This is a genomic window from Thioalkalivibrio sp. K90mix (genome assembly GCF_000025545.1).
In the GTDB taxonomy this organism is placed as follows: Bacteria; Pseudomonadota; Gammaproteobacteria; order Ectothiorhodospirales; family Ectothiorhodospiraceae; genus Thioalkalivibrio.
Genome location: NC_013889.1, coordinates 722,485 through 748,386, shown reverse-complemented (window position 1 = coordinate 748,386; position 25,902 = coordinate 722,485). Strand labels below are relative to the sequence as shown.

General features: G+C 66.1%; 20 protein-coding genes, 1 tRNA gene and 2 other RNA genes. 11 read left to right on the top strand and 12 right to left on the bottom strand.

The window, feature by feature from the left end; translation table 11 throughout:
* Nucleotides 1-138: 138 nt before the first annotated feature.
* The 4 genes from TK90_RS14605 to TK90_RS03500 form a co-directional block, all read right to left on the bottom strand.
* Nucleotides 139-290: non-coding RNA, RtT sRNA (locus tag TK90_RS14605), on the bottom strand.
* A gap of 33 nt (nucleotides 291-323) precedes the next feature.
* Nucleotides 324-475: non-coding RNA, RtT sRNA (locus TK90_RS14600), on the bottom strand.
* Between the two features lie 33 nt (nucleotides 476-508).
* Nucleotides 509-599: transfer RNA gene (locus TK90_RS03505), tRNA-Ser, on the bottom strand.
* Between the two features lie 93 nt (nucleotides 600-692).
* The gene (locus TK90_RS03500; RefSeq protein ID WP_012982110.1) at nucleotides 693-1,034 is read right to left on the bottom strand and encodes a DUF1820 family protein; all 342 of its coding nucleotides are present in this window, start codon (nucleotides 1,032-1,034) and stop codon (nucleotides 693-695) included.
* 119 nt (nucleotides 1,035-1,153) lie between these two features.
* Here TK90_RS03500 and TK90_RS03495 point away from each other — a divergent pair, with 119 nt between their 5' ends.
* From TK90_RS03495 to TK90_RS03485, 3 genes are all read left to right on the top strand, one after another.
* The gene (locus TK90_RS03495) at nucleotides 1,154-2,014 is read left to right on the top strand and encodes a diiron oxygenase (protein WP_012982109.1); all 861 of its coding nucleotides are present in this window, start codon (nucleotides 1,154-1,156) and stop codon (nucleotides 2,012-2,014) included.
* Nucleotides 2,015-2,356: 342 nt separating this feature from the next.
* On the top strand, nucleotides 2,357-3,928 hold the full coding sequence (mltF, locus tag TK90_RS03490) for a membrane-bound lytic murein transglycosylase MltF (RefSeq protein ID WP_012982108.1): 1,572 nt from the start codon (nucleotides 2,357-2,359) through the stop codon (nucleotides 3,926-3,928).
* 99 nt (nucleotides 3,929-4,027) lie between these two features.
* Complete coding sequence (locus TK90_RS03485) at nucleotides 4,028-5,329, top strand: NRAMP family divalent metal transporter (RefSeq protein ID WP_012982107.1); 1,302 nt, start codon at nucleotides 4,028-4,030, stop codon at nucleotides 5,327-5,329.
* Between the two features lie 9 nt (nucleotides 5,330-5,338).
* On the opposite strand, the gene TK90_RS03480 is transcribed toward TK90_RS03485, so the two are convergent.
* Nucleotides 5,339-6,256 (bottom strand): NAD(P)-dependent oxidoreductase, encoded by a 918-nt coding sequence (locus TK90_RS03480; RefSeq protein WP_012982106.1) that lies wholly within the window; start codon nucleotides 6,254-6,256, stop codon nucleotides 5,339-5,341.
* A 493-nt stretch (nucleotides 6,257-6,749) separates the two neighbouring features.
* On the opposite strand from TK90_RS03480, the gene TK90_RS03475 reads away from it, so the two are divergent.
* The 5 genes from TK90_RS03475 to rlmKL all read left to right on the top strand — a co-directional run bounded on the left by TK90_RS03475 (nucleotide 6,750) and on the right by rlmKL (nucleotide 12,033).
* A complete protein-coding gene (locus TK90_RS03475; protein ID WP_012982105.1) occupies nucleotides 6,750-7,193 on the top strand; it encodes a DsrE family protein in 444 nt (147 codons plus the stop codon).
* Between the two features lie 287 nt (nucleotides 7,194-7,480).
* Nucleotides 7,481-7,921, top strand: coding sequence for a DsrE family protein (locus TK90_RS03470; RefSeq protein ID WP_012982104.1), 441 nt, complete (start codon nucleotides 7,481-7,483; stop codon nucleotides 7,919-7,921).
* A gap of 163 nt (nucleotides 7,922-8,084) precedes the next feature.
* Entirely contained in the window at nucleotides 8,085-8,990 is a 906-nt protein-coding gene (locus tag TK90_RS03465; protein ID WP_026148295.1) for an ABC transporter ATP-binding protein, read from the top strand.
* On the top strand, nucleotides 8,990-9,778 hold the full coding sequence (locus TK90_RS03460) for an ABC transporter permease (protein WP_012982102.1): 789 nt from the start codon (nucleotides 8,990-8,992) through the stop codon (nucleotides 9,776-9,778). Before TK90_RS03465 ends, TK90_RS03460 begins: the two co-directional genes overlap by 1 nt.
* 50 nt (nucleotides 9,779-9,828) lie before the next feature.
* Nucleotides 9,829-12,033 (top strand): bifunctional 23S rRNA (guanine(2069)-N(7))-methyltransferase RlmK/23S rRNA (guanine(2445)-N(2))-methyltransferase RlmL, encoded by a 2,205-nt coding sequence (gene rlmKL, locus TK90_RS03455; RefSeq protein WP_012982101.1) that lies wholly within the window; start codon nucleotides 9,829-9,831, stop codon nucleotides 12,031-12,033.
* A 159-nt stretch (nucleotides 12,034-12,192) separates the two neighbouring features.
* Here rlmKL and TK90_RS03450 read toward each other — a convergent pair whose 3' ends face one another.
* Nucleotides 12,193-12,516, bottom strand: a complete 324-nt coding sequence (locus tag TK90_RS03450; protein WP_012982100.1) for a cytochrome c — start codon at nucleotides 12,514-12,516, stop codon at nucleotides 12,193-12,195.
* A 61-nt stretch (nucleotides 12,517-12,577) separates the two neighbouring features.
* Nucleotides 12,578-13,939 carry a sulfite oxidase gene (locus TK90_RS03445; protein ID WP_012982099.1) on the bottom strand — a complete coding sequence of 454 codons (1,362 nt, stop codon included), beginning with the start codon at nucleotides 13,937-13,939 and terminating at the stop codon, nucleotides 12,578-12,580.
* A 195-nt stretch (nucleotides 13,940-14,134) separates the two neighbouring features.
* On the opposite strand from TK90_RS03445, the gene TK90_RS03440 reads away from it, so the two are divergent.
* The 3 genes from TK90_RS03440 (at nucleotide 14,135) to TK90_RS03430 (ending at nucleotide 17,541) form a co-directional block, all read left to right on the top strand.
* Nucleotides 14,135-14,890, top strand: a complete 756-nt coding sequence (locus TK90_RS03440; RefSeq protein ID WP_012982098.1) for an FKBP-type peptidyl-prolyl cis-trans isomerase — start codon at nucleotides 14,135-14,137, stop codon at nucleotides 14,888-14,890.
* Nucleotides 14,884-16,425 (top strand): S10 family peptidase, encoded by a 1,542-nt coding sequence (locus tag TK90_RS03435; RefSeq protein WP_012982097.1) that lies wholly within the window; start codon nucleotides 14,884-14,886, stop codon nucleotides 16,423-16,425. The genes TK90_RS03440 and TK90_RS03435 overlap by 7 nt, the downstream gene beginning before the upstream one ends.
* Before the next feature lie 63 nt (nucleotides 16,426-16,488).
* Nucleotides 16,489-17,541, top strand: coding sequence for a GTP-binding protein (locus TK90_RS03430; RefSeq protein ID WP_012982096.1), 1,053 nt, complete (start codon nucleotides 16,489-16,491; stop codon nucleotides 17,539-17,541).
* A 71-nt stretch (nucleotides 17,542-17,612) separates the two neighbouring features.
* Here TK90_RS03430 and TK90_RS03425 read toward each other — a convergent pair whose 3' ends face one another.
* The 5 genes from TK90_RS03425 to TK90_RS03405 form a co-directional block, all read right to left on the bottom strand.
* On the bottom strand, nucleotides 17,613-18,392 hold the full coding sequence (locus TK90_RS03425; RefSeq protein WP_012982095.1) for a sulfite exporter TauE/SafE family protein: 780 nt from the start codon (nucleotides 18,390-18,392) through the stop codon (nucleotides 17,613-17,615).
* 6 nt (nucleotides 18,393-18,398) lie between these two features.
* Nucleotides 18,399-19,379 carry a M14 family metallopeptidase gene (locus tag TK90_RS03420; protein ID WP_012982094.1) on the bottom strand — a complete coding sequence of 327 codons (981 nt, stop codon included), beginning with the start codon at nucleotides 19,377-19,379 and terminating at the stop codon, nucleotides 18,399-18,401.
* Nucleotides 19,380-19,455: 76 nt separating this feature from the next.
* Entirely contained in the window at nucleotides 19,456-23,361 is a 3,906-nt protein-coding gene (locus TK90_RS03415; RefSeq protein WP_012982093.1) for an EAL domain-containing protein, read from the bottom strand.
* 20 nt (nucleotides 23,362-23,381) lie between these two features.
* Nucleotides 23,382-23,816 carry a response regulator gene (locus TK90_RS03410; protein ID WP_012982092.1) on the bottom strand — a complete coding sequence of 145 codons (435 nt, stop codon included), beginning with the start codon at nucleotides 23,814-23,816 and terminating at the stop codon, nucleotides 23,382-23,384.
* Complete coding sequence (locus TK90_RS03405; RefSeq protein WP_041444302.1) at nucleotides 23,813-25,900, bottom strand: PAS domain S-box protein; 2,088 nt, start codon at nucleotides 25,898-25,900, stop codon at nucleotides 23,813-23,815. The genes TK90_RS03410 and TK90_RS03405 overlap by 4 nt, the downstream gene beginning before the upstream one ends.
* Between the last annotated feature and the right edge of the window lie 2 nt (nucleotides 25,901-25,902).

The window sequence follows — 25,902 nt, the reverse complement described above, 5'->3', positions numbered from 1 at the left end:
GCCGTCGCCTGCGGCGACGTTCGGGTGCCGCTGCGCGTCACCCGTCGAACCCGGCTTTCTCATGTATCGAGGGTTCGAATCCCTGTGTCTCCGGGGCCGTACATGCGAAAGGGGCCACTCGAGCCCCTTTGCTAAATCTGGCGGAGAGGGAGGGATTACGCGGCACTGCGTGCCTCGCCCTTCGGGTCGTCGCCTGCGGCGACGTTCGGGTGCCGCTGCGCGTCACCCGTCGAACCCGGCTTTCTCATGTATCGAGGGTTCGAATCCCTGTGTCTCCGGGGCCGTACATGCGAAAGGGGCCACTCGAGCCCCTTTGCTGAATCTGGCGGAGAGGGAGGGATTACGCGGCACTGCGTGCCTCGCCCTTCGGGTCGTCGCCTGCGGCGACGTTCGGGTGCCGCTGCGCGTCACCCGTCGAACCCGGCTTTCTCATGTATCGAGGGTTCGAATCCCTGTGTCTCCGGGGCCGTACATGCGAAAGGGGCCACTCGAGCCCCTTTGCTGAATCTGGCGGAGAGGGAGGGATTCGAACCCTCGATACGGGGTTACCGTATACACACTTTCCAGGCGTGCGCCTTCGACCGCTCGGCCACCTCTCCGGTTTGTCCCGCGAAGGCACTGGCCGACGCGAAGCGCGAAAGGTTAAACCAGCGGCGATCGGTTAGCAATGCAGAACCCTGCCGCGGGCACCATCAGCTGTCCGAGGGCCTGCCCGGGCCGCGGCCTGGCAGCGACGGGAAGGCGTGGACATTACCACTGTCCTGACTGGCATCGCGGATGCGCGGGGTGCCCACAGCGGCCACTTCGTCAATCCGGATCAGCGCGTGCATCGGCACATGGAAGCGCTCAACCCCCTCGAACTCGGTACGCAGGCGCTCCTCGGAGGGGTCGACAACGACCTGCGAGCGCTCGCCAAACAGCAGGCCCTCGACGGTGACAAAGCCGTAGAGCTCGTCCTGATAGACCTCACGGGCAAAGATCTCGTAGACCTTGCCCTGGTTGAGGAAGCTGACGCGATAGCGTGTGGTGGGCATATTCACTTGACTCATATTGGGGTAGCAACCGCAGATTGCAACGGGTTGGCGTTGGTCCGGACCGACAATGCCGGTATGATTCGGTCGTTTAACCGCCCAGCGCCTTCGGTACGCCTTCGATGAATTCCTCGCAGGAGCTGCTCGATCACTTGAGCCGCAACAGCCAGCCGTACGAGGACCCGCTCACTCACGTGCGCTGGGATGCGCTGTCGCTGGACGATTTCTGGATCCCGGAGGAGGCCGTATCACTCTTCGGCACCCCGGAATACTCGGCGCTGGACGATGCCCGCAAACGGCGTCTGTCGCAATACGAGTTTCTGTATTTCATCAGCGGGGCGCTGTGGCTGGAAGGCCTGTTCATGGAGCGCATCTCGCGGATCTCCATGCACTCGACCGGTCGCCTGGACCGGCTGAATTATCGCCTGCACGAGCTGCGCGAGGAAGCCGGCCACAGCCTGATGTTTATCGAGTTCATGCGCCGCAGCGGGCTGCCCCTGCCGGAGCGCCGTTTCCCCAAGCCGAAGCTGGCCACCCTGGTCGGGCGTTTCTCGCCGTTTGAATCCTCGATCTTCTGGATCGCGGTGATGATCGGCGAGGAGGTCCCGGACCGCATGAACCGGCTGATCCGCCAGCACAAGGACTCGATCAGCCCGACGGTAGACGACATCGTGACCCGGCACATGATCGACGAGGCCCGCCACATGGCGCATGCCCGCGACACGCTGGAGTCCTGTCTCGACACGCTCCCGTCCTGGCAGAAATGGGCCTATCGCCCGCTGATGCGGCGCGTATTCCGCCAGTTCGTGCATGCGTTTTACTACCCCACCCGCGACATCTACGAACTGGCCGGCCTGCCCGAGGGGCCAGACTATCGCCGCATCGCCCGCGAAAACCCGCGCCGTGCCTCCTTCATCGACACCTGCGTCGACCCCGCGCTCAAGATCCTGCGCGACCAGGGTCTGGTGCTGAACTGGCGCTAGGAAACACGGATGAATGTACACACTCGCGTTGGCACCCCAGGTTTTCCGAGACCAGGCGCGTCGTGCAGCGGGTAGTGGTTCTACCCGCCCGTTTTTGATCGATTCGGGGCGCAACGCCGGATCGGGGAACCTGGGGTGCCAACCCCGAAGGGGCTCGGCCGCCCGTTGTGATCAAAAATGGGCATGCGCACGGCATTGCGGCTCCCTTGTGCAGAATGACTGCACGGCAGTCGCCGCGCCTTGTTCGCACGCAAAAGCTTTGAGGCAGCGAGCGGGTACATTCATCCGTGTTTCCCTACCATCCCCGGTGACCACCGGGGCAATTGGATATGATCCAGTGCCATGGGCACGCATCTGAAACTCCGCCCCCCGAGCAGCACCTGGCGCCAGATCGAACTGGGGCTCTTCATCGTGTTGCTGACCGCCATCGTGCTGCGGGTGTACTACAACCCGCCAGCGGCACTGGAGCAGCTCACCTTCCGTGACGAGCTGCGAGTGGCCCTGGTCGAGAGCCCCCTGGGCCGCTCCGAGCTCGCCTCCACTGCGGGGCAAGACCAACTCGAGCTGGAGTTGCTGCACGGTCTGGCCGAGGAACTCGGCACGCGCCTGCGCGTGACCCGCGTGGACGACGCCGCCACAGCCCATCGCCTTCTGCGCCAACGCCGCATCGACATCGCCGCCGGCCTGCTCGTACCGCCACACGACCCGTTGATTGAAGCCGGTCCGGAAATCCTGAACGTGAAGCACGTCTTGGTCTTCTGGAACGAAAACGAGCGGGCATCTCCGTTGCTCTCGCTGACCGACGTACCGGCCGGGGCGCGCGTCGGCATGACCGCTCAGGCTCCCGTACCCGAAAGCCTGAGCCAGCCCTTGCTGGCCGAGGTCAGCATGGAACCGGAAACCCCACCGGATGCGGCAACCGAGGCCGAGCCAGCGCCCGAGGAGGGGCCGGTCGACCTGATTTCGACACCCCCGGACCGCGAAGCCGAACCGGATCCGAACAATGGCGAACTCATCCTCTACGCCAATGCCGAGGCCCTGCGCGAAGCCCTGGAGCGTGGCGAGATCGACTACGCAGTGATGAATTCCCTGGAGTACCGTCGCCTGCGGCGCATACACCCGAACCTGCGCCAGGCACACGAGCTGGAACGCAGCGCCGAGGTCCGCTGGCTATTCCCGGCAGGCTTTGATCGTAGCCTGATTGACGCAGCGGAAGCGTATATCGCGCGGCTGCGTGACAACCGCGAGCTGGAGTTGCTGCTCGATCGCTACCTCGGCCATCTGGAGACCCACGATCTGGTCGATGCCCTGACCTTCGCGCGCCGCGTCGAGCATCGCCTGGAACAGTTCCGCCCGCTGTTCGAGGAGGCCGGAGAGACCTACGATCTCGACTGGCGGTTCATCGCCGCGGTGGCCTACCAGGAATCGCACTGGAATCCCGATGCGGTTTCCCCCACCGGCGTGCGCGGACTGATGATGCTGACCCAGGTAACCGCCGAAGGACTGGGCGTCGACGACCGCACCGACCCGGCAGCCAGCGTGGACGGTGGCACGCGCTACCTGATCGACCTGCGCGAGCGGCTGCCGGATTCCATTCCCGAGCCCGACCGCACCTGGATGACGCTGGCCGCCTACAACGTGGGGCTCGGGCACCTCCACGACGCTCGGCGCCTGACGGCTGCCAACGGCGACGACCCGGATCGCTGGCTGGATGTGATGCAATGGCTGCCGCGTCTGGCCCAGTCTGAATGGTACGAACAGACCCGCTACGGCTACGCCCGCGGTTGGGAGCCGGTCCACTACGTGCGGAACATCCGCAGTTACTACGACAAGCTGGTGCAGCGCTTCCCGGAATCCGAAGAACTCAAGCCACCCGCCCCCGAGCTCTACCGCCGCACCCCGCTGGCGCTGTAACGACGTAACAGCGGGCTCACGGGCATGGCCTCTGCCGGATGGCGGACGCGGGCTATTCCCCTATAATCGCGGGCCGAATTCCCGATGAAAGGAATCTGGATGAGTCCGTCCACTCGCGCCTCGCTGCGGGCCGCCATCGGCCCGGGGCTGCTGATGGCCGGTGCGGCCGTCGGGGTCTCACATCTGGTCCAGGCCACGCGGGGCGGGGCGGAGTACGGGCTTCTGCTGATCCCGATCGTACTGCTGGCCTGCCTGTTCAAGTACCCGTTTCTGGAGTTCGGCCCGCGCTATGCCGCCGCCACCGGGCATCACCTGCTGACCGGCTACCACCGCCTCGGCAACTGGGCCCTGGGCCTGTACATCGCGGTGACCGTAGGAACGCTGTTCACCATACAGGCGGTGGTCACACTGACCACCGCCGGGCTGGTCACGCTGGTGTTCGACCTGGATCTCTCGGTCACACTGGTCTCGGCGCTGGTGCTCGCCGCCTGCATCGCCTTCCTGATGATCGGCGCCTACCGCGGCCTGGACCTCGGCATGAAGATCATCATGGCCGCGCTGAGTGTATCCACCGTGGCCGCGGTCGCGCTGGCCTTTCGCGAGGCCCCGGACCTGGCCACCCTGTCCGGGGCCCAGGAGTGGTCGAACCTCTGGACGCTGGCCGGCTTCGCCTTCATCCTCGCGCTTCTGGGCTGGATGCCCATCCCGCTGGACGTCGCCGCCTGGCACTCGATCTGGACCCAGGAGCGCGCCCGCCAGACCGGTCACGCCCCGACCGTTCGCGAGGCCATCTTCGACTTCCGCCTGGGGTATCTGGGGGCGGTAGTCATTGCCGTGGCGTTCATGCTGCTGGGTGCGGTCCTGATGTACGGCAGCGGCATTGGCTTTGCCGCCGGGGCCGCCGCATTCTCGGCCCAGCTGGTGGACCTGTACGCCCAGAGCCTGGGCGAATGGAGCCGCACCCTGATCGCCGTGGCGGCCCTGACCACGATGTTCTCGACCACCCTGGCCGTCACCGATGCCTATCCCCGCGTGATCGTGGCGATCATCCGTACCCTGCGCGAGGACGGCCACGCGCCGCAGACCATGGACCCGTCGCGCAAGGGCGAGCGTGGACTGGAGTGGTGGGGCTACCGGATTGCGTTGCTGGCCGTCGCCAGTGGTGCGCTGCTGCTGATCTCGCAGGCCGGGGAGCACTTCACACGGCTGGTGGATATCGCCACGCTGTTGTCCTTCCTATCAGCGCCGGTGCTGGCATGGATCACCTTCAAGGTGGTCATGTCACCGGACATGCCGGAGGCGGCCCGCCCGGGGCGTGGCCTGCGCGGTCTGGCCTGGGCCGGTATCGCGTTCAGCCTGGTCTTTTCGCTGCTGTATATCCTCTGGCGTCTGTTCGGCTGACCTCGCGCGTCAATCCCTGGTGCCCTCGCCGCGGGCATGGAGGCAGAAACGCGCCAGGATCGCGACATCGTGGTCAGCCTGCCCGGCCTCCAGCGCCTTGCCTACCGCGTGCCGCACCGGCTCCAACCCGCGCAGGCTCAGGCCCACCTGCTCGCCCAGACCGGCCACGATGCCCAGATCCTTGTGGTAGAGCCCAGCCTGAAACCCGGGCTCGAAGTCGCCATCCAGCAGGCGTTGACCGTGCACCTCGAGGATGCGCGAGGCGGCGAAGCCACCCATCAGCGCCTCGCGCAGCCGCGCCGGATCAACCCCGGTCTGCTCCGCCAGCGCGAAGGCCTCGCCAATAGCGACCAGGGTCTCGCCGACCACCAGCTGGTTACAGGCCTTGGTGATCTGACCGGCCCCACTGGCCCCGACATGCGTCAGTGTCGAACCCACGATGTCGAAGATCGGCCGCAGCCGATCGACTGCCTCCTCCGGACCACCAACCATCAGGCTGAGCGTGCCGCTGCGCGCCCCCGGCTCTCCGCCGGACACAGGCGCATCCACAAAGGTCACCTCCCGCTCCGCTGCCGCCTGCGCAATCGCGCGCGTGCGGATCGGGTCGATCGTACTGTGATCGATCACCAGCAGCCCCGGGCGGGCATGTTCGAGAACCCCGTCCGGGCCCAGCATCAGCTGCTCCACATCCGGGGTATCGGAGACGTTGAGTACCAGCACGCGCACGCTGGGGACCAACTCCGCCAGACTGGAGGCAGCCCCGGCCCCCTCCGCCACCAGGGCCTCGGCCGCCTCCGGCCGACGTGCCCAGACCCGGATATCCGCCCCGGCACGCAGCAGATTGCGGGTCATCGGGGCCCCCATGATACCCAGGCCCACGCAGCCGATCGGCTGCAGTGCTTCGGGGAGGTTGGATGCAGTGGTCATGGCGAGGGCTCCTGGCGAGGGACGTGTATCGAACATCCGTCCCGTTGATTTAAAAACCCCACACTCTAGCAATCCACACCGCGAGAGGGTGAGGACGCGACCGATCGCAAACGCCAGCCGGATCGGCTCGCCCCTGGCGCTATCAGCGTCATCGCGGGGTCTCGCCTTTGCCCAGCAGACTCACATCGACCGCACTCCGCCTCGTCTTTGCGCCCTACCTCCGCCACACCGTTGCGACCTCCCGGAAACGAAAATCCCCGCCATATGGCCCCACCGAAATCAACGAATACAGTTAATCATAATGTTGTTATTTACCGTATTTCGTAATTCAATTATCTCTATTTGGATCGGAATAATTACCCCGCGTTCCCGTCCTACCCACAACTGGATTCAAAAAGCCACGGAAGAAAAAGAGTCCAGTGTGCTTCCTGGAAGCGCGGCATACGCCATACCGCATATTTCAAAGAACATAAAAACCGCGAGGAGCCAATCAATGAAGAAAGCCTTTATCCTGCCTCTGGCCCTGACCGCCGCCGCCATGCTCACCCTTCCCGGCGCCGCCATGGCCGACTACGGCGAACAAAAAGTCGTCTATCACGTGAACTACAACGACATGGACCGCCACATGGCCGCCATGGGCAACATCCAGAACCACATCAATGCCGTGGGCGCGGAAAACATGGAGATCCGCGTGGTCATGCATGGCCCGGGTCTGCACCTTCTGCGTAACGCCAAGGAGAACGAAGACCTGGCCGCCCGCATCGAAGAACTGAAAATGCAAGACGTTGATTTCAATATCTGCAATGTCACCGTCACCCGGGGCAACGTGGACATCTCGGAAGAGCTGTTCGATGCCACCGAAGACGACCTGGTACCCAGCGGGGTCGGCGAGATCGGCCACCTTCAGACGCAGGGCTTCGTCTACCTGCGCCCGTAAGTACCACATTTCCTCCAGGCCACCGAGTGTTCTCCCTGTGGCCCTTTGGGCTCAGCCTTGGCCGGGCCCTTTTTCTTGAGCGGAACCCGGTTTCCCGAAGGAAATACGCAACCAAAGTTCCAGTCTTTATTTGAATATAGAACTACTCACAAAAATCAGCCGGATCAGCCGGAATAAGCACCCCGTTAACGCGTCATATCAAAGGGGCCAAGCAGCCCCAAAGGGCAGCACCGGCTGCAAAATAAAAGGAAAATCCCAACCGGGACCTTGAACGAGGAAAACGCGTCATGAAGCACCTGCATATTATCGCGCTGGCACTGGTCTCCTTCCTGCTGATCGCCCCGGCGACCGCGCTGGCGGAATACGGCGACCAGAAGGTGGTCTATCACGTGAACTACAACGACATGGACCGCCACATGGCTGCCATGGGCAACATCCAGAACCACATCAATGCCGTGGGCGCCGACAAGATGGACATCCGCGTGGTCATGCATGGCCCCGGCCTGGGCCTTCTGCGCAATGCCAAGGAGAATGATGACCTGGCCGGCCGCATCGACGAACTGAAGCTGCAGGGGGTTGATTTCAACATCTGCAACGTCACCGTCACCCGCGGCAACATCAGCATCGCCGACGAGCTCTACGATGCCTCCGAGGACGACATCGTCCCCAGCGGGGTGGCCGAGATCGCCCATCTGCAGCACAAGGGCTTCGTCTACCTTCGCCCGTAAAACGACACCTGCCATCACACGCACGTTTGTCGTCAGAAGGCCCGGCAGCTCTGCCGGGCCTTTTTTGTGCCCACGCCAGAACCCCGGCGTACGCGCGAATCATATTGGGCTATCCGCGGCAAACCGGTAAGGTATGCACTCCTTTCTTCCGCGAGCCGCCTGCTTGCCCGCAATCCGCATCCAGTCCCTGTGCAAACGATACGATGGCACAGCCGTTGTCGATGGCGTGAACCTGGAGATCCCGCGCGGTGAATTCTTCGGGCTGCTGGGACCCAACGGCGCAGGCAAGACGACGACCCTGCGCATGTTGCTGGGATTGACCCCGATCGACAGCGGTCAGGTGGAGGTACTGGGCCTGCCGATGCCGGAGGGCGAGCGCGAGGTACGCAAGCGCTTGGGCATCGTGCCGCAATTCGACACGCTGGACCCGGACTTCACCGTGATCGAGAACATGCGCACCTATGCCGCGTATTTCGGTCTTTCCGGCGCTATGGTCCAGGCGCGCATCGATCACCTGCTGGAGCAGGTCAACCTGAACGACAAGCGCGGTGCGCGCATCAATGCCCTGTCCGGTGGCATGAAGCGCCGGCTGACCCTCGCACGCGCCCTGATCAACGAACCCGAGGTCGTCGTCCTCGACGAGCCGACCACCGGGCTGGACCCACAGGCGCGCCACCACCTCTGGCGCCAACTCCGGCAGCTGCGCGCCTCCGGCGTCACCCTGGTGCTGACCACGCATTACATGGAAGAGGCCCAGGAGCTGTGCGATCGCATCGCGATCATCGACCACGGCCGCATCATCGCCTGTGACCGACCCAGCCGCCTGATTGCCGAGCACATCGAACCCTGGGTAGTCACTGTCGGTGGTTCCGAGGCCGGCACCGCGATCGAACAGGAAATCGGCCCCCGGGATCGCGCCCATCAGGTGGCGGATACCTGGCTGGTGTACACGGCCGAGCCGGACCGGCTGCGCGAACGCCTGCGCGCACGGGGCCTCGAACCCACGCTGCGCGAGGCGGACCTGGAAGACGTGTTCTTGAAACTCACCGGCCACGAGCTGCGCGACTGATGCCCGACCCGACCTCGACCTGGCTCCCCCGCCCCAGCCTGCGCTGTGTCGCGGTCTGGCGGCGCAACCTGCTGGTCTGGCGCAAGCTGCTGGTGCCATCGATGCTCGGCAACTTCGGCGAACCCATCCTCTACCTGCTCGCGTTCGGCTACGGCTTCGGCCGTCTGGTGGGCGACCTCGACGGCATGAGCTACATGGTGTTCATCGCCTCCGGGATCATCTGCTCCTCGGCGATGTTCACCGCCAGCTTCGAGGGCATGTATTCCGCCTACACGCGCATGGCGGAGCAGAACACCTGGCTCGGGATGCTGGCCACACCGCTGACGCTGGACGACATCGTGTTCGCCGAGGCGATCTGGGCCGCCAGCAAGGGCCTGATCAGCGCCACCACCATCCTCGTCGTCGCCTCCGTCCTGGGGCTGGTGAGCGACGCTCGCGCCCTGCTCGCCTTGCCGGTGATCTTTCTCGCCGCGTTCACCTTCGGCGCGCTGGCCCTGGTCATCACCGCGCTGGCGCGCAGCTACGACTTCTTCCTGTACTACTTCACCCTCGCGGTGACCCCGATGCTCCTGCTCTCCGGGGTGTTCTTCCCGCTGCAGGAGCTGCCCGACTGGGTGCAGACCCTGGCGCTGGCCCTGCCGCTGGCACACGTGGTCGAGATCGTGCGCCCGCTGATGACCGGCAGCTGGCCGACCAGCGTCTGGCCACACCTGGCCGTGATCGTGGGCTACGGCGCGGCCGCCATCATCCTGGCGACCGCGCTGATCCGGCGCCGCCTGCTGCGCTGACCCCAACGGCGGCTGTGGCAAGATAGGCCCCCGTCCCAGGAAGACACCGCATGGCCACGCCCGAGAACGAACCCAGCACCCCGCAGGAATACCGCGCCACCGTCGCCCGCGGGCTCGGCCCCCTGCTGGCCGAGGAACTGGCCACACTCGGCGCCACCGACGCGCGCGAAGAAGGTGGCGCGGTGCATTTCTCGGCCGATCTCGAGATGCTGTACCGCGTACTGCTGGGCAGCCGCATCGCCAGCCGTATCCTGCTGCCGCTGGCGCGCTTTGATCAGCCCGACGGCGACGGCTGCTACACCGCCGCCCGCGCGATCGACTGGCCCGCGCTGCTGGACCCCGGCGCGACCTTCGCGGTCGAGGTCGGCGGCAAGAGCCACCACATCCGCCACACCCACTTCGCCGGGGTTCGCATCAAGGACGCGGTGGCCGACGCCTTCCGCGAGGCGACCGGCGCCCGCCCGGACGTGGACCCGAAACACCCGGATGTGCGCATCCTGCTGCAGTTGCAGGGCGATCACGCCCGCCTCTCCGTGGATATCGGCAATGGCGGCCTGCACCGGCGCGGCTACCGCGGCGCCGGCGGGGCCGCCCCGCTGCGCGAGAACCTCGCCGCGGCCCTGCTCGCCCGCGCCGGCTGGCCCGCGCGCGTCGAGGGCGACCCGCAACAGGCACAGCTGCTGGACCCGTTCTGCGGCAGCGGCACCGTGGTGATCGAGGCCGCCCTGATCGCCACGCGGACCGCGCCCGGACTGCTGCGCCACGACTTCCGCCCGCAGGGCTGGGCCGGGCACGACGCCGCCCTGTGGCAGCGCTGTGTGGACACAGCCCGGGCGGCGGTTCGCCCCTGGCAAGGCCCGACGCTGCTGGGGTCGGATCGCGACCCGCGCGCGGTGCAAGCCGCTCGCCAGGCGGCCCGGACGGCCGGGGTCGCCGCCTGCACCCGGTTCGAGGTCGCGGACGTACTGACCCTGACACCCCCCGCACCGAATGGGCTCCTGATCAGCAACCCGCCTTACGGCGAGCGCATCGGCGACCAGCCTGAACTGATCAAGCTCTACAGCCTGCTGGGCGAACACCTGAAACAGGCCTTTGGCGGCTGGCAGGTGGCCCTGCTGGTCGCGGACACGACTGACTCGCGCCGCCTCGGGCTGAGGGCCACGCGCAAATACCGCGTGCACAACGGCCCGATTGACTGCCAGCTGCTGGAGTTCGACATCCATGCCCGCGAGGGGCAGGCCGAGGCGGCACCCCCGGCACCCGAGTTCGCCAACCGCCTGCGCAAGAACCTGAAGCACCTGGATCGCTGGGCGCGGCGCCAGGGGGTCACCTGCTACCGCATCTACAGCGCCGACCTGGACGAATACCCACTACTGATCGACCGCTACCAGGCCACCGATGGCTCCGTGCACCTGCACCTGCAGGAGTTCGCGGCTCCGGCGTCGGTCGAACCCGCACGCGCCGAGGCGCGCCTGCGCGGGGCGCTGGCCGCGACCCTGGAAGTCACCGGCGTCGCGCCCGCCCACCTGCACTACAAGCAGCGGCGCGCCCAGAAAGGTCGCTCGCAGTATCAGCGTGCCGAGACCGCACAACCCGCCCCCTTCTGGGTTGAGGAACATGGCTGCCGGCTCAAGGTGGAGCTGGATGCCTACCTGGACAGCGGACTGTTCCTGGATCACCGCCCGATGCGGCGCCGCCTGCAGGAAGAATGCCGCGGGCTACGATTGCTGAACCTGTTCTGCTACACCGCCGCGGTCAGTGCCCATGCCGCCGTGGGGGGTGCCCGCCAGACCGTCTCGGTGGACCTGTCCAATACCTACCTCGACTGGGCCGCCGACAACCTCGCGGCCAACGGTTTCGAGGCCACCGTGCGCGACGGGCGCAGTCGGCGCCGACCGGATACCCACGCCCTGCTGCGCGCCGACTGCATCACCTGGGTGCGGGAGGCCGCCGACGACCCGGCGCTGCGCTTCGAACGGATCTTCCTCGATCCCCCGACCTTCTCGAACTCGAAACGCACCGAGGCGGACTTCGAGGTCCAGCGCGACCATGTCGAACTGATCCGGGATGCCGCGCGCCTGCTGACCGAGGACGGCATCCTGTACTTCTCGACCAACCGCCGCCGTTTCGAACTGGATACCGAGGCACTTGCGGGGCTCGAGGCCCGTGACATCACGCGCGATACGCTGGACGAGGACTTCCGCCGCCCACCGCCACCCCATCGCTGCTGGGCCATCTCGAACGCAACGGACTGATCCACCACGAGACCCGGCCACACCCACGGGTAATGTGCTGGCAACGGGCAGGCTCGTGAAGCGGACGCGGGTCGCCCGGCTACACCGGGGCGCCATAAAAAAGGCGCCCCGCAGGGCGCCTGAAGATACTGCTCCTGACAGCGGAGCATCCGCTACGGCCTAGTCGCCGTAGCCGTGGTTCTCCACCAGGTAGTCCACGATCTGATCCCGCTGTTCATCGGTCAGCCAGGTCATGCCGTAGTCTTCCATGTCGTCCATGACCCAGTTCCAATCGTCGCGTGACAGGTTCTGGTTGGTCGCCTGACGGATGCCGTGGCAGGCCGCACAGGTCTGTTCAAACAATTCCTTGGTCGCCGAGACCTCGTCGGCCTTCTCTTCCTGGGCTTGTTGTTCTTCCTCGGAAATCGCCTCCTCGGCAACAACGGGCGAAGCCAGGGCCGCGAACGCCAACCCCAGTAGCGACAGCATTACAAAACGCTTCATGCGTACTCCATTCTGTTCAAAAGAAACCCGGGGCAAATAATGCCCCGGGTATGGAGGTTTGTCACGCAGCGACGGTGACCGGGATCTTGTGGACGATGTTGCCGTCGTAGCCACGCGGGTTCCATGGCTGGACGATGGGCTGGGTATTGCCCTTGTCGTCCACGGCGCGGGCCCAGATCTCGTAGTAGCCGCGATTCTCGAAGGACAGCTCCTTCTCGAAGTGCACCCAAGCGTACTTGTTGACCGGGTCGCCCTTGAGGTCGGCCTTCTCCCAGTTGAGACCAAAGTCGGTGGAGATCCAGACTTCCGCGACCTCGTCCTCGCCCGCCCAGGCATGACCGGTGACTTTGACGGTCTCGCCACGCTCCAGACCGGTATCCTTCTTCGGACCGGTAATCACGGACTTGATCAGCCACGGGCCGCCGACCTTCATGTCCTCTTCCGGCGGACGCTCGCCCGGGGCCACCGGGTACTTCGGCATACGGTAGGAGTAGCCGGTCATGCCGCGGCCATCGTGTTCCTGATCACGCAGGGTGATGTTGGTCAGCCACTTGTGCGAGCAGGAGCCGTACCAGCCCGGCACGACCAGGCGCACCGGGAAGCCATGGGCGGCCGGGATGTCTTCGCCGTTCATCTGATACGCCACGATGGTGTGCTCTTCCATGGCCTTGTCGATTGGCACGCCACGGGAAAACGGGCCGCGATCGCCCAGGATCGGCTCGTAGCCCTCGTGCGCGGTGTACACGGCGCTGTCTTTCACACCGGCCCGCTCGAGGATGTCCTTCAGCGGCACGCCGGTCCACTTGGCGTTGCCCACTGCACCGCGGTCCCAGGGGTTGCCACGCGGCTGCGGGTCGAAGTTGGCGCGACCGTTGCCACCGCACTCGATGTGCAGGACCAGGTCCTTGCTGTCCATGCTCTTCAGGTCGTCGAGACCGATCTCGAGCTCTTCGTGCACTTCGCCGTCGATCTTCAGCGACCAGCCATTCGGGTCGCGATCCAGCGCCTGCTGCGGGATCAGGTCGTTGTTACGCACAAAATGGCGGCTGGCCGGGGTGACCTCGTCCACCAGCAGGTGCGGCGGGGTCTCAACGTTCAGCGGGCGATCGTTGTGCACGATCAGGCCGTCTTCCTTGCCGGAGTCGGACATCGCAGCCTTGGCCTGCTCGTCCTCAAGGCCGTTCGCCTCGTCCGCCCAGGCAGCCGGGATCAGGCCACGCCCAAACAGGCCGCGCATCGCCGCGTCAGTGCCAGCACCAAAGCCGAACAGCGTCAGGGCAGCGCCGCCCACGCCCATGCGGCCCATGAAACGACGCCGGGAGACGGCTTCGTCAAAGATCTCGAGGGTCTGAGGGTCCGCCCCGGCGTCTTCCGTTACGCCACGCAGTCGGTCCCAGAACTGGTTTTCTTGTTTCTTGGTCATTATTGCTCCTCCGTCGCACGGATCCTTGCGGTTAAGATCCCTTCAACAAGGCCTTGTCGAACCGGGATCCATCACCCTTTTAGACCAAGTTCAAATACATTTCAAAGCGTTTTTTAGGGAATTTTGGAAGCAATTTTCTGGTCCTGTAAAAGCCCTCCTGTAAAACAAAAACTTGCACTTTATAAGGATAAAATGATGAAAGCGTGGTTTCTGTTCGCCCTGTTCCTGTTCCCAGCCTTCGCACTGGCCGACAGCCTCGAGATTCGCGACATCGAGGAGGGCGAGGGCCCCGAACTCGTACGGCACGACACCGCCCTGGTCCACTACGTTGGACGGCTCGAGGAAGACGGCTCCGAGTTCGACTCCAGCCGCGGCGGCCAGCCCTTGTCCGTGACCATCGGCTCCGGCCAGACGATCCCCGGCTTCGAGCAGGCGGTCAAAGGTATGCGCGAGGGCGGCAAACGCGAGGCGATCATCCCGCCGGAGCTGGCCTACGGCGAGCGCGGCGCCGGCAACATCATCCCGCCGAACGCCACGCTGCGTTTTGAATTGGAGGTCGTCGAGGTCCAGCGCGCCCCGTTCATCGGCCTGGACAACGAGGAACTGGCCGAGAAGCTCGACGAGGGGGTTACCATCGTCGATATCCGCCGCCCGGACGAGTGGGCCGAGACGGGCGTGGTGGAAGGCAGCCATCGCATCACCGCGTTCGAGGAAGACGGCAGCCTCAACCCGGAGTTCGGCCGCCAGTTCACCGCGCTGGTCGACTCCGACGACGAGGTGATCCTGATCTGCCGCGTCGGTAACCGCACGAGCGCGCTCGCCCAGGCCCTGTCGGAGGGGCTCGGCTACGACAAGATCTACAACGTGACCGACGGGATCATGGAATGGCTGGACGATGACCGTGTCGTACGCCATGACTGCCCCGATCACGAGGAGACCGCTCAATGCTGATAACGGCGCCGCCACGACGCCCGCTCAAACCCGTACCTGTATCGCATACCGCCGCCAGCCCGCTCTACGGGCTGGCGTTCGGCCTGCTGATCGGCCCCGGGATGTCCGCCCCGCTGCTGGCGGACGAGACCGAACCGACGCCGCCCCTGCCCGACCCCGTGACCACCGAGCACTCGCTGGAATTGCTCGACGGCAACACGCTCGACTACCAGGCCACGGTCGGCTATGTCCCGCTGGGCGAGTCGATGGACGAACCCGACGCCCGGGTCTTTACCGTCAGCTACACGGTGGACAGCGACGAAGATCGTCCGGTCACCTTCATGGTCAACGGCGGCCCCGGCGCGGCCTCGGCCTACCTGAACGTGGGCGGCCTGGGCCCGCGGGTGCTGGAAACCGACGACCAGGGGCTCGCCGCCTCCACCCCGCCCCGGCTGGTCGACAACCCCAAGACCTGGCTCGCGTTCACCGATCTGGTCTTCATCGACCCGGTCGGGACCGGCTTCTCGCGCGTGATGGGTGGCGAAGCCGATCAGTACTACTCCCGTGACGGCGATCTGGCCGCGATGGAGGAGACACTGGAGCGCTGGCTGGACGAGTACGGCCGGCGTGGCGACCCGGTGTACCTGGCAGGCGAAAGCTACGGGGGCTACCGCGCCGCCGCGTTGCCGGCCCGCATCGCCAAGGGCTCCGGCATCAGCCTGAGCGGGACGGTGCTGATCTCGCCCGCGCTGGACTACGGCATGCTGGAACACGGTACTGCCCGCCCGATCGGCTGGGCCCTGAGCCTGCCGGCGATCACCGCCGCCGCGAAGGCACAAGGCCGCCTGGGCGACGATCCGCCCAGCCTGGACGAGGCCGAGGCCTTCGCCCTGGGCGACTACCTGCAGGGCCTGATCCACCCCGGGCAGATCGACGACGACTGGATCGACGAGGTGGCCCGCTTTACAGGACTGTCGCGCGACCGCCTGAAGGCCACGCGCGGGCGCATCACGCTGGACATGACCCAGCGCGGCCTGCTGATGGACGAAGGCCGACTGGTCAGCCTGTACGACGGCGGCATCGACAACCTCGACCCGGTACCCACGCACCTGCAGCCGCAAGCGGACGCCATCCTCGATGGCCTGACCGCCCCGCTTTCCACCGCGATGCTGGACCACCTGCGCAACACCCTGGACTGGGAACACGGGCACCAGTACCGCCTGCTCAGCCGCAACGTGTTCCGCGCCTGGGACTGGGAAGCCAGCGGCCGCGAGGGGCACTTCACCGCAATGGACGAACTGGCCACTGCCCTCTCACTCAACCGCGACTTCCGCATCTTCAGCGTGCACGGCGAGGCGGACCTGATCACGCCCTACTTCACCACCGAGTGGCTGCTGGGCCAGATCGCGTTCGCCGCCGGCGACGAGGCCGACTCGCGCATCATCCCGCGCGCCTACCCCGGCGGGCACATGCTGTACATGCGGGCGGACACCAACGAGGCCCTGTTCGACGATGCCGCGGCGTTCTATCAGGGCGAACTGCGCGCCGACGACTAAACCGAAACCGATCGCGTGGTGGACCCATGATCCGGGTCCGCCCGCCAACCAGGCCGACACCACATGACCACCCACCATGACATCCCCACCCACCTGGTGACTGGCTTTCTGGGGGTAGGCAAGACCACCACCATCCGCCAGTTGCTCGCGCTGCGCCCCGAGGGCGAGCACTGGGCCGTGCTGGTCAACGAGTTCGGCGAGATCGGGGTAGACGGCGGCCTGCTCGCGGATACCGGCGTCGCGCTGGAGGAGATCCCCGGCGGCTGTCTTTGCTGCGTCTCCGCGCAGATGTTCACCGTCGGCCTGAACCGGCTGATCCGCTCGCAGCACCCCGACCGCATCCTGATCGAGCCCACCGGGCTCGGGCACCCGGCCGAGATCATCCGCACCCTCACCCAGCCCCCCTACGATGGCGTGCTGGACCTGCGTGCCACGATCACGGTCATGGACGCCCGCCACCTGTCTTCGCCACGCCACCGCGAGCACCCGAACTGGAACGACCAGATCGCACTGGCCGATGTCCTGCTGGCCAACAAGGCCGACCTCTACAGCGAGGCGGATCGCGAGGCCCTGCAGGCGTTTGTGGCCGCTATGCCACCACCGCGACCGCTAGTGATCGAGACGACCCAGGGGCGCGTGGAATCGGCGTGGCTGGACCGCCCCCGGCTGGAACGCGGCGGGGCCCTGTTCCCGGAGGCCCGGGCCTTTCTGTCCACCGGTGACCAGCACGATCATGCCCACGATCACGACCATGGGCACGATCATGCGCCACACGAGCACGCGGACGAGCCCGTGACCATCGACACCCGGGGCGATGGCTATGTTGGCCGCAGCTGGCTGCTGCCCGAGGCACAGGCGCTCGATCACGCGGCGCTTGAGGCACTGGTGAGCGGCTTCACCGGGGAACGCCTCAAGGGCCTCGTGCGGACCGATCAGGGCTGGCAGCGCATCAACCGCGTGGACGACGATGGCGGTCTCGAAGCCATGGAAACGCCCGCCGCCGGGACCCGTCCCCGTATCGAGGCCATCCTTCCGGAGACCGATGCCCGGGCGCTGGATACCCTTGACCACGCCCTGCAACAGGCGCGCACCGGCCCTCAGCACACCACGCAATAAGCGTCCTCGGGGGTGGTCTGGTAAAACGATGCGATTCGCTATGCTCATTGCATCAACCCAACGCCAGAGAACTACCCCAGCCAGACCGGATCGACGAAGAAGAGCACCGTGGTACCGGCACCCACCAGCGTAACCAGGTGCCGATACCACGGTTCGGGCAGTACCCCCAGTAGCCCGATCCCGACCCGTGCACCGAGAATAGCCCCAGCCCCGACGGCCAATAGCCCGGTCGCAACCACCTGCCCGCCCGCCACAAACACCACGACGGCAATCAGCGTCAGCACCGTGGAGAGCAGGTTCTTCAGGGCATTGGCCTGCGCCAGATCGCTCATCCCCTGGCCCCGCAGGATCGCCAGCAGCAGGATGCCGACCCCGCCGTTGAAATAGCCACCGTAGACACAGCCGAGCCCCGCGCCCGCCACCCGGACCAGTGCCGGGTGGGCCACATGGGCCGCACGACGTTGCAGCCACGGACCCAGCGCGAACAGCAGTGTCGCCAGCAACAGCAGCCAGGGGACGAAGGCCCGAAAACGCGCGTCGCCCGTCAGCAGGAGCAGGGCCGCGCCCAGCGCCCCGCCTAGCGCACCCACGACCAGGAACAGCGCCAGCAGGCGCATGCCCAGATCCCGCCAGAGAATGCGCAGGCGCCGGTGATCGACGAGCAGGCTGGCCGCATACCCGGGCAGCAATGCGGCGGTCCCGGTGGCATTGGCCGCCACCGGCGGGACACCCACGGCCATCAGGGCCGGCAGCGTAAGAAAGCTGCCGCCCCCGGCCAGGGCATTCAAGGCACCGGCGAAAAACCCGGCCGCAAACAGTAGTGCAGCAACGCCGGAAAGGGCGAACTCCACGAAGCGTCAGACCACGCGACGGTCACTGAACTCGGCGCGATAGAACCACTCGTTACCCGGCAGAGAGCCGGGGTTGGGGAACACGATGAAGCCGTCGGCCGGCGCCTTCACCTCGGTCCCGTCCGCTCGAACACCGATCACATCACCCTCGTGCAGGGGATCGAAGCTCTTCCACTCGCGAACGAACCGGTCATCGGGGTGGTCGCGGTCGATCACCTCAACCAGGCGCAGGACCTCCGGATCGTCCTGCCCCGGCGTGGCCGGGGCCTCGATCATGCCGAGATGAGCCAGCGTATTGAGGATCGCGTTGTAGGCGATCACAGGGGCCTGCGGGTCGTCGTGCTGGCCGCATTCCAGCGTCACCCCGTAACCGCCCTGCGAACGCATGTACTCGGTGGTGCCGATGCCGTAGCTGGGATCGGTGGAGAGCATCTGTGCGCGGTGGCTGGCATTCGGGTTCTTCATGCGCCGGGCGACCCCGCGCGCGTAGGTATCCAGCCAGCCCTCGACCATGCGCCGCGGGCCCAGGCAGGCGGCCAGGGCTTCCTCCTCGCCGGCGCGGGTGAAACCCTCCAGCCCGCCCTCGTTGTTCCGCGGGCCGAGCATGATGAACGGCTGACCGCCGGTATGAAACGAGTGCAGATCCAGCAGGACGTCGTGGGCCGCGAGCAACGGGCACAGTACATTGGCAATGCGGTCCTCGAAGTCCTGCGGGTCCTCGGTCACGCGCAGGTTGCGGTTCAGGTTGCGTTCGCCCATGCGCTGCCCCAACTGGTAGGCCAGCGGGTTCGTACGCGGAACCAGCGTCAGCGTCCCGCACTGCAGGCGGCGCGCGCCGCTCTCCAGCTCGTCATGCAGCCGCTCGGCCGCCTGCGTGCCGCAGGTCTCGTTGCCATGCACCGCGCCCAGCACGATCAGTCGCGGCCCCGGGGTCAGGCCGTGGAAGGTCAGGGAACGCATGGCGGTAGGATGCGGTTGGGACGACATAACGACAGCTCCGGCGAACGGGGAAACAGCCCGCCATTGTACGCACGCACCCCGCGAGCGCGAGCCTGACGTCGCCTCAAACGGGCGAGGTCACTCGCCGTGCGGCCCACTCCAGCAGTTGCTCGGGCGGCAGTGCGGGGCTGTACAGGTAGCCCTGGCCGAACTCGCAGCCATGCTCGATTAGAAAGCGGGCCTGCGCCTCGTTCTCCACGCCCTCGGCGATGACCTCCAGCTGCAGGTTGCGCGCCATCGCGATGATGGTGGATGCAATCAGCCGATCGGTCCCCTCTTCGTCCATCCGATCCACACCGTCGACGAAACTGCGGTCAATCTTCAGCACATCCAGCGGGAAGGTCTGCAGCACGGCGAGCGACGAATACCCGGTACCAAAGTCATCGATGGCCACCCGCACGCCCAGCGACTTCAATGCCTTGAGTCGCGTGACGGCCTGATCCCCCTGCTGCATCAGACCGGTCTCGGTGATCTCGAACTCCAGCTGACGAGCAGGAAACCCTGTCTCCCCAAGTATCGCACGCACCTGTTCCACCAGGTTGCCGCGCCGCAACTGCACCGGGGACAGATTGACCGACATCACCAGGTCCGGACTCACCTGGTCGAGCAGTTCGCGACCCTGGCGGCAGGCCTCGCGCAGCACCCATTCGCCAAGCGGGACCACCAGCCCTGTCTCCTCCGCGATCGGAATAAAGCGATCCGGACGGATACTCTCGCCCGACCCGGTACGCCAGCGCACCAGGGCCTCCACCCCCGTGAATCGGCCATCGACCAGCCGGACCTGCGGCTGAAAATGCACCGCCAGCTCGTCATTCTCCTGGTTCAGGGCATGACGCAGGCGGTTCTCCAGATCCAGCCGCTCGGCCGCCGCCTGGGTCAGATCCTCGGTATAGAAACTCCAGGTCTCGCGGCCCAGTGCCTTGGCGTGGTACATCGCCGCGTCGGCATGCTGTATGAGATCCACCACCGTATCGCCATCCGCCGGGAAGCGGCTGACGCCGATACTGGCGTTGACATAAACCACCTGCCCATCGTCCAGAACGAAGGGGCGCTGCAGCACCTCAAGCAGTGCCCGGGCTCTTTCCTCTGCCAATTCGTGCGTGTCGGCGGACTCGAGGACGGCTAGAAACTCGTCCCCGCCCAGCCGTCCGAGCAGGTCCGGGCTTTCCAGCACATCGGCCAGGCGCCGCGCGACCTCCAGCAACACCCGGTCGCCGACCGAATGCCCGAGGCTGTCGTTCAGGGTCTTGAACCGGTCCAGGTCCAGACAGAGAACGGCCAGACCGCGGCGCTCCGCACGCGCCCGCTCGAGCGCTCGCCCCAGCAATGTCTGCAACTGGCTGCGGTTGGGCAGATCGGTCAGCGAGTCATGCTGGGCGAGATACTCCAGCTCGTTCTGAGAGCGCTTGAGCGCGGACAGGTCCGTCAGCACCCCCGCGTAGTACTGCGGCTCGCCCCCCTCGTCACGCACCACATCCAGACTCAGCCACTGCGGATGGGTCTCGCCGGTGTACCGGCGATTCCAGACCTCGCCCTGCCAGTGCCCGGTGGCCCCCAGGGTCGCCCACATCTCGCGGTAGAACTCGGCGTCGTGCCGCCCCGACTTCAGGAACCGCGGGTTTCGGCCCAGGGCGTCGTGCTCGGAAAAGCCGCTAATCTCGGTAAACGCGGGATTGACCGCGACGATGCGGGCCGACAGGTCAGTGATCAGGATCCCGTCGCGGGTACTCTGGAACACGGCCGCCAGACGGCGCAGCCCCGTCAGCGCACGCCGGCGTTCCAGCGCAGCCCCGAGGTTCGCAGCGACGATACGGGCCATGTGCTCGTCCGCCGCACCCCAGGTCCGTCCCTGGCGCACCCGGTCCAGCCCGACGAACCCCCGATACTCCCCGCGCACGTACAACGGCGCCAGGAGCAGCGCGCGGGTCTGGACCGACTCGAACAGTTCCCTCTCGCCATCCGGCAAGTCAGCGATCCGGGTCTGGATCACCTCCCCCGCCCGCAGGCGTTCATCCCAGTGTGGCAGCACGGACTCGAGGCTCAGGTGGCGCAGGCTGGGTGGACGGATCGGAGGCTCCCCCTCGGGGTTTACCCAGAAGAACCGGTGCTGCTCCAGGGTCTCACGCTCGGAATCAGGCCCGGCATCCATCAGCACGTAAGTGCGATCAGCGCCCGTGACCCGCCCCAGCTCGCCCAGCAAGCGATTCATCACAATGGCCGGGTTTTCATTGCGCAGCAGGTTCAGGCTCAGGCCCGCAGCCGCCTCCAGTGACCGCTCGCGCTGTTCCAGCGCCTGCCAGGCGCGCAGTTTCTGCACCGCCAGTGCCGCCAGACGCGCGAACTCCTCGAGCTGCTCGCGTTCCTCCGGACGCGGCAGTCGCGCATCAGCCAGGTAGACCGCAAACGTCCCCAGCACATGTCCGTCAGCGTCGCGAAAGGGGAACGACCAGCAGGCTCGAAACCCGGCCTGCGCCGTCGCCTCTTCCAGCCCGGACCAGTAGGGGTGTGACTGCGTATCCTCGACCAGCACCGGCTGGCCGGACCAGGCCGCCGTACCACAGGACCCGACCCCGTCGGCCACCGGAATCGGGCTGGTCACCGACCGCAGGGCCTCCGGTATGCGCGGGCCGGCCGCGCCCACCAGTTGGTCTCCATCTGCGTCCACCAGCATCACACAGCCATGCAGGTCCGGATTCAGGGACTCCAGCCCCAGCACCAGATCCTCCAGCAGTGCGGGATCACGCTCGCCCGTGGCGATCCGGTCCAGGATGTTCGCCCGGATCTCCTGAATACGCTGGTTGCGCACGCGTTCGGTAACGTCAATCAGGGTCCCGGTGAAAGGCCGCTGGTCCCGCTCGGACTGCCGGGCGCGCAGTCGCAGTTCGCACCAGCGAATCCCACCTTCACGACTTTGCAGACGCACCTCGCCAATGCCGCGTGTCTCGCCGGTCTCCAGTACCTCGCGAACAAGCTCGCCGACGCGTCCCCGGTCTTCCGCCACCACGAAATCGACCAGCGGCCGCCCGAGGGTCTGTTCCAGCACAAACCCGGTGATTTCGGACCAGGCGGGATTGGCAAAGACCCAGCGCCCCTGCTGATCCAGATGAAAAAAGACATTGCCCGCCTGATCAATCACCTCGCGGTAGCGGCGCTCACTCGCCGCCAGGGCGGCACGCTCGCGGCGCAGGCGGGCGTGTACATGGACCTGGTCGAGTACGGCGGGCAGGCCCTTGAGGTACCCCTCGCTTTTCAGCACGTAATCGTCCACGCCCATACGCAGGGCCCGGGCGGCCAGCTCCTCGGTGCCCTGCCCGGTCAGCAGCACGACGGGCAGATCCAGTCCGCGTTCATGGCGGACGATACGCGCCAGCTCCAGACCATCCATCGCGGGCAGACGATAGTCGACCAGCAGCAGGTCCAGCGCCAGGGGTTCCTCCGGCGAACTCGGCAGGACCTCCAGGGCGGCCTCCGCCGTACGTTGCACCGTGAGGTGGATATTCGGGGCGCGCCGCGCCAGCTCGCGACGCGCCAGGCCGATATCGAACTCGTTGTGCTCGACATACAGGACCGCCAGCGGCTCGCGCGCGTCCGCCACACGCAGATTTCGGTACGACCGCGCATCGACGATCCGCGCGGGAAGCCGTTCGAGATACCCTTCGGCCTTGGTCAGGTAGTCGTCCGCCCCGGAGCGGAAGGCCGCGATGACCGTCTCCTGCTCGCCATGCCCGGTCAGGACGATCACCGCCTCGGGGCGCCCCTGGTCGCGCAGCTCGGCCACCAGATCCAGCCCGTTGCCATCCGGCAGACGCAGGTCCACCAGCACACAATCGAACGTCTGGTCTGCCAGTGCTTCGCGCGCCCCTGCGAGGGTGTCCGCCACGGCGACCTGAGCCGAAGGGACGCCGCGCTCGATGGAACGGCGCTGCAGATCGGCATCGGCCGCCTGGTCTTCGACCACGAGTACATGCATAGGGGGATTCCGTCAGGGCGTCAGCGTGGGTGCTGGTTCAGCAGACACCAGTACAGTTCGACGTGTTCGGCGACCTCCATGAACTTTGTGAAGTCGACCGGCTTCACAATGTAGGAGTTGGCCCCGGCATCGTAGGCGGTATGGATATCGCGATCCTCACTGGACGAGGTCAGCATTACCACCGGGATACGCCCGAACTCCGGGTGTGCCCGCACCGCGCGCAACACCTCCAGGCCACTGATCTTCGGGAGCTTGATATCCAGCAGTATCACGGCGGGTGGTTCCTGCTCGCCGGACTCCCAGCGCTGCAGACAAGCCAGGGCCTCCTCGCCGTCGCGGGCGATCTCCAGCGGGTTGGCCAGGTTCCGGCGGTCAAAGGCCCGCTGCATCAGATCGATGTCCACGGGGTTGTCTTCGACCACCAGGATGGCCGGCTGACGGGCGTTCGGACTCATAGGGGAAGCTCCAGTCGGAAGGTGGCGCCGGCATCGGGGCGCCCTTCGCACTCGATGCGGCCCCCAAGACGCTGCAATGCCCGGCGCACCAGGGCCAGGCCCACCCCGGTACCCGGGTAGTCCTCGGCCCGGTTCAGGCGCTGGAAGATCTCGAAGATGCGTTCCTGAAATGCCATGTCGAATCCAATCCCGTTGTCGCTCACGGCCACGTGGAGCATCTCGCCCCGGGGTTCGGCCGTCACCGCAATGCGCGGATCTTCGCGCGGAGCGCTGAACTTCAGGGCATTGTCGATCAGGTTGCGCAAGGCCAGCGAAAGCCCGTCCGGATCGGTCTGCAGTTCGAGGTCCGGTGGCACATCGACGGCAATCTCGGCACGTTCACGCAGTGCGGGATCAAGGCCGTCGAGCACCTCCTCGATCAGCGGTTGCAGACGCACACCGCGTTGTTCCAGGGGACGGCGTTCCATCCTCGAGTAGTCGAGCAGGTCACCGATCAGCTCGTTCATCTGCGCGACCCCGGCCCGGATGTTGCGGATGAACATCTGGCCTTCCGCATCCAGCACATTGCCGTAATCGGACTCCAGCAGCTGGCTGTAGCCGTCGATGCCTCGCAGAGGTGCCTTGAGGTCGTGCGAGACGGCATAGGAAAACGATTCCAGCTCCTGGTTCGCTGCCTCCAGGGCTGCTGTACGCTCGCGTACCCGGGCCTCCAGCTCGGCATTGAACTGCCGCAGCTCGCCCTCCGCCTGCTGCAGGTCCGTGATGTCCAGCATGGTCCCCTGTACGGCGTGCAGACCATCGTCACGCTCGACCACGGAATCCACCGTCAGACTGAACCAGCACTCGCTCCCGCGCGAAGGGTGGCGGCGCAGCCGGAACCGCTGACCGGTGCCCTCGTGGCCCGGCGAAAGGTGACGCAGCACGTCCTGCAGCGGTTCCACGTCGCCGGCATCGGGGTCGAACTGTACCTCCCAGACATCGCCCAGGCTCGGCGTATAGCGTTGCGGGTCCAGGCCCATCAATTCATACAAATAATCGGACCACCACAACTGCCCGGTCTCGATGACGTAGTCCCAGGAACCCAGACCCGCATGGCGCTCGGCATGGGTCAGGCGGTCCATCTGCCGGTTCAGGGCCTGCTCGGCCTTCTTGCGCGGTTCGATGTTACGCAGGGTCACCAGCAGCAGGCGCTCGTCGGCGATCTCGGTCGCCTGCAGGTTCGCCTCCACCCAGAAAGCGTGGCCGTCGCGGTGGCGCGCGCGCCATTCGAACACGATCTGCTCGCCCCGCCGTGCACGGTCAATCAGGGCCTGCTGGCGCTCGACCTCGTATCCGGGCTCGCGGGCGCTGAGATCCGTGACGGTGCAGCGCAGGATCTCCTCACGCTCGTAGCCATACATGGCCAGCGCCGCGGCGTTCGCTCCGACAAAGGCGCCCGTCTCGAAGTCCTGCAGCAGGATGCCCTCCTGCACATTGTCGAAGATGGCGCGAAAGCGCTTCTCACTGTCGCGGAGATTGCGCTCGGCCTGCACCCGTTCGGTCACGTCCATCAGCAGGCCGTGAAAGCGGCGAACCTCGCCAGTCGGATCTCGCTCCAGCCAGGTCCGGTCCTCGACCCAGATCCAGTGCCCACCGCCCACATCCAGGCGGTAGTACTGCAGATACTCGTCCGGCCCGCGCTCCATGTGCCGGGACACGTCCTCGACGATGGCCTCGCGGTCTTCGGGATGAATCCTCTGGGAATAGTCGGCCGCACCGGACAATAGCGCCTCCGGCTCGATCCCCCAGCGCCGCACGTTCGGGGAGACATACACCACGGGCCAGCCCGGACGCGCAGCCCACTCGATGGTGACCACCGGCGAGCGATTGACCACCTCGGTCAGATAGCGCGCTTCGGCCGAGGCCCGGTCACGGGCCGCGAGCACCCAGTACAGCAGCAGGAACAGCACGACCGCGGTCACGCTGACATAGAGAAAACCCTTGACCGTCTGCAGCCAGCCCAGCATCTGGACGTCATCCACCAGCCACAACAACGCCTGATCGGACAGCCCGATCCAGAGCAGTCCGGCCGCCAGATAGACCAGCG